General features: G+C 45.9%; 4 protein-coding genes. 3 read left to right on the forward strand and 1 reads right to left on the reverse strand.

Going from position 1 to position 3,827, the window contains the following annotated elements; translation table 11 throughout:
- Together alr and ACOJS8_RS16710 are read left to right on the forward strand one after the other, a co-directional pair.
- A partial coding sequence (alr, locus tag ACOJS8_RS16705; RefSeq protein ID WP_420149683.1) for an alanine racemase occupies positions 1-675 on the forward strand: 675 nt, incomplete at its 5' end.
- Positions 676-870: 195 nt separating this feature from the next.
- Entirely contained in the window at positions 871-1,158 is a 288-nt protein-coding gene (locus ACOJS8_RS16710) for an ArsR/SmtB family transcription factor (RefSeq protein ID WP_420149684.1), read from the forward strand.
- A gap of 548 nt (positions 1,159-1,706) precedes the next feature.
- Here ACOJS8_RS16710 and ACOJS8_RS16715 read toward each other — a convergent pair.
- Entirely contained in the window at positions 1,707-2,606 is a 900-nt protein-coding gene (locus ACOJS8_RS16715) for a hypothetical protein (RefSeq protein ID WP_420149685.1), read from the reverse strand.
- A 649-nt stretch (positions 2,607-3,255) separates the two neighbouring features.
- Between ACOJS8_RS16715 and ACOJS8_RS16720 the strand changes: the two genes are divergently transcribed.
- Complete coding sequence (locus ACOJS8_RS16720; RefSeq protein ID WP_420149686.1) at positions 3,256-3,654, forward strand: T9SS type A sorting domain-containing protein; 399 nt, start codon at positions 3,256-3,258, stop codon at positions 3,652-3,654.
- Positions 3,655-3,827: the final 173 nt, after the last annotated feature.

Raw genomic sequence — 3,827 nt, forward strand, 5'->3', positions numbered from 1 at the left:
GTCGATTATTTGAAGCACCATCCGTCGTTACGCGTTGCTACGGTATTCAGCCATTTGGTGGGGGCCGACGAAGCCCAGTTTAACTCGTTTTCACAGCAGCAATACAATACGTTTATGCAGAGCACGGCCGTCCTAGAAACCGGATTAGGCTACCGACCGCTACGTCATCTGCTTAATTCAGCCGGTATTGTACGCTTCCCCGACTACAAACTCGACATGGTACGGCTGGGTATTGGCCTGTATGGTGTCGAAGCCAGTAACATTGATCCGTCTTCGCTGCATACAGTTGGTACGTTACGTACGGTCATTAGCCAGATTAAAACCGTTCGGGCAGGGGAATCCGTGGGGTACAGTCGTCGGGGCTGGCTCGACCACGACGCCAGGATTGCTACGTTAGCCATTGGTTATGCCGATGGATACGATCGGCGGCTGGGGAATGGCGTTGGTGAGGTCTGGGTCAACGGAACGCGCTGCCCAACAGTTGGTAATGTTTGCATGGATATGACTATGATCGACGTAACAAGGGCAACTGCCAGTGAAGGCGACGAAGGGGTGATTTTCGGTCGGGAATTGCCCATAACCGAACTGGCCCAACGGATGGGAACCATTCCATATGAGATATTAACAGGGGTGAGCGAGCGGGTAAAGCGGGTATTCTTTAAAGAGGGAAACTAATCTGACTGAATCAGCGGGCCTCGCTATTGTATTCGTACATCCAGATTCTGGCTAAAGGGTGGGCTATCTGAATGCGCTGATATGTGGGATGGGCAATTGACAGTCGGATAAATCTACCTTATAGTAAACCCAGATTGTATTTACCTGTCAATTTTATCAATTTACCAGCTCACGTAATCACCTCTCCTCCCGATCATGGACATTAACCAGGCACATCACCAAACCGCTGAAGTATTAAAGCTCATAGCCCATCCTCTTCGACTTCGCATCCTGCTTACCCTACTGGAGCAACCAGCGTTGCAGGTGTCGGCTTTACAGGAACAGCTCAAAATTGAACAGGCGCTTTTGTCTGTCTATTTAAACAAGATGAAAGACCGGGGTTTACTCGTTGGCAGGCGACAGGGGACATCCATCTACTATACTTTACGCAATCCGGCCTTCGTGGATCAACTCAAACAAATTCTGGAGCGATCAGCTTTGTAGAAACCAACAAAAAAAGCTGCCGGTATTAGGAAGTCCCTTTGAGTAAAACTCTTTTTTTAATAGTCTGCTATCAAGAAAAATACTAGTTTCTTTTTTGATTGAAGATTATGTATTGACATATATTAATATAAATATATTTTATTGTTAGTGAAATCTCCAGGAAAGCAAAATGGTATAATACCGGATAGTTTGTACTTAAAAAAGCAGTGAAAAAGTGCAGAGATGCTGTGATTGAAAATTAGATTTTCTCCAGTCATGAAACAGTGTTTAAATCATGGATGAAACTATCTGAATACGCTGTTTATTGAATTATAACCACGACTTATTGCCTTTTTTGTAGATATTAAATCGGGCAAGACTCTTTGGTACGTATATTGGCCTATCAAAGGTAAGCGACCTGTCGCTTAACTTATGGTGTGGATAAAAGCAGAAAGCCCAACTACGCTGTAGATGGGCTTTTTTGATAATTACTGGTAAACGCTACGTTGTTAAGTTGTATTTTACAGGGATTATATCAAATGACTGAAAGAAGACAAAGGCGCTGTCTGCTACTGTCCAAAATAGGTGATCTTGTCAACATCCACGTTGTTATTCAGCTTTAGCTCCCCTCCGCTGGAAGGACTGATGGTGGCCCCCACCGAATAAATGCCCGAGGTGCCACCTGGGGTCAGCTTTACTAGCAGCCCAAAACTGAGTGAGCTTCCGCCTTCAATGCCTGCCGCCGTGGAGAGAATGTAATAGTCGGGATTGGAATCGTCCAGGCTCCAGACACTGTTGGCTACCGGGCGGCCGCCTACCGACTGAGCCGTGGCGTCAAGCTGCACCTGTGCATAACTATTTTTGTTGAGGTAAACATTGATCGTCTTGTTGGGGTTAGTCGGTGAGCCATTGAGTTCAAACACGTCCACCACAATTGCAAAGGCGGATGGAGAATACTGAATGGCAGGGGTCAGGTAAACAACAGGAGTTAGGTCAGGCGCGGGTTTGACGGTTATGGTAGCCGAGTTATTGGTGCTCAGCTGAAGTGAGCAGCCATTGACGGTTATGGACGTAAGGATAACTACATGAACGCCCACCGAGGAAAGGACTGTTCTAAGCGGCTCATAACTAAAAGGATTCAGCACATTGCCAGCAGCGTCGCTGGGGGCAGTAACAGGGGACTGAGCAACTCCATCAATCGTAAACGCAAAGGTTTGGTTTTCATTAGGGAGTAAGCCCGTGATGGCGGATGTCAGTGATTTGGGGTCTCCCTGGTAGATTTCGGCGGGCTCATAGGTGATTGAACCGAAGGTGGGTGTGGTGCAATCAAGAGAAGCGGTACTTTGCTTCTTCGGGTATGCCCACGCTGAGGAACAAAATAGTAGCACTACCCAAATGGTGAGAACAACCCGGCTGAAATCGAAAGAACGTTTGATCGGGAAAACTGGAGACTGATAGAATTTGGTCATTATAAGAGGGAGATAAAATGAGTACACTACAAAGTTGGTTGGTGTAATAATCTAACTACATTATTCGCCGGAATGTTACTTACTTTAGTGTTAGCCTAATCATAATTAACTAAACGGTAGGAGTAACTGAAGACAAAGGTTTGCTGGCCCGGAAAACAACCTCAATATCCTCCAGGCGATGAGTGTTTTTGGCGCCTGGATCGATTCGTTTTTGTGCTTGATCCGTTTTATCCTGTCAGCCGCCAGTCAACTGACCTGTTGTTGAAATACGGCTGAATTTTTACCATAAAATGGCTAAACGCGGCAGTTCATCGAAAAGGAAGGCAGTGCCCAGTGCCAGCTCGTAGCTTTGTTGTGCCGATCTATGCACACCAGGTATAAGTTAAGCAGTACGCTTGTTTTAAACGTTAGTTAGTAGTCAGGAAAGCAACTTGCCAGAATGAAAGGGCGGGTTGCTTTTTTATTTGTCGGAGGAGGTAGATTGAATCCTGCCACTATTAGGAGCCAAAACAATTCATTGATCTCACTAATTCAGTAGATCGTTTCCCAAAAGTGTTAATGGTTGACTCAGAAGTGACAAGCTAAGTAAGCAGAACAGGAGACCTTTGTTATGTCCTAAGCGGATATAAAACCCAAATCTCCTTACACCATGAAAACTCTCATCCAATCCCTGCTCATCGCTTCTTCGATAGGTTTGATTAGTGTCACAGCTTCAATGGCTGCCATCAATCCCATTGGCCGTCCGGCTCACGTTGCTTCCTTCAAGACAGGTATATATACCACTGCCGAGGGCAAGCTTCATATTGCGCTCGATAAAGAAAAGACGGGTGTGGTCAGACTTTGTCTGAAATCGAATGCTGGGGAGACTATCTTTTCCCAACGTATTGCCCGCAAGCAAACCACTACACGAATCCGGCTGGATATGAGTGATTTAAAAGATGGGGTCTATCTGGTAGAAGTTACCAATGGTGTCGAAACCACTACCCAGCAGATAACCATTTCCACTCAGCAGCCCAGCGCTCCAAGTCGGTTGGTGGCCATAAACTAAGCATAGACGTGTTAAAACTGTAAATAAGATAGGCCTTCCCAGGTTTGGGTTGGCATATTTCTCTTCATAAAGACCTTTAGTTTCTTTAACCTGAGACAGAGCTGAGGCCGTAACGATGAGATACTCAGGCCTTCTTAACCACCAAACCAACGGTGAACATACGGGCTTAGACC

The sequence above is a fragment of the Spirosoma sp. genome (assembly GCF_048594605.1).
Classification (GTDB): domain Bacteria; phylum Bacteroidota; class Bacteroidia; order Cytophagales; family Spirosomataceae; genus Spirosoma.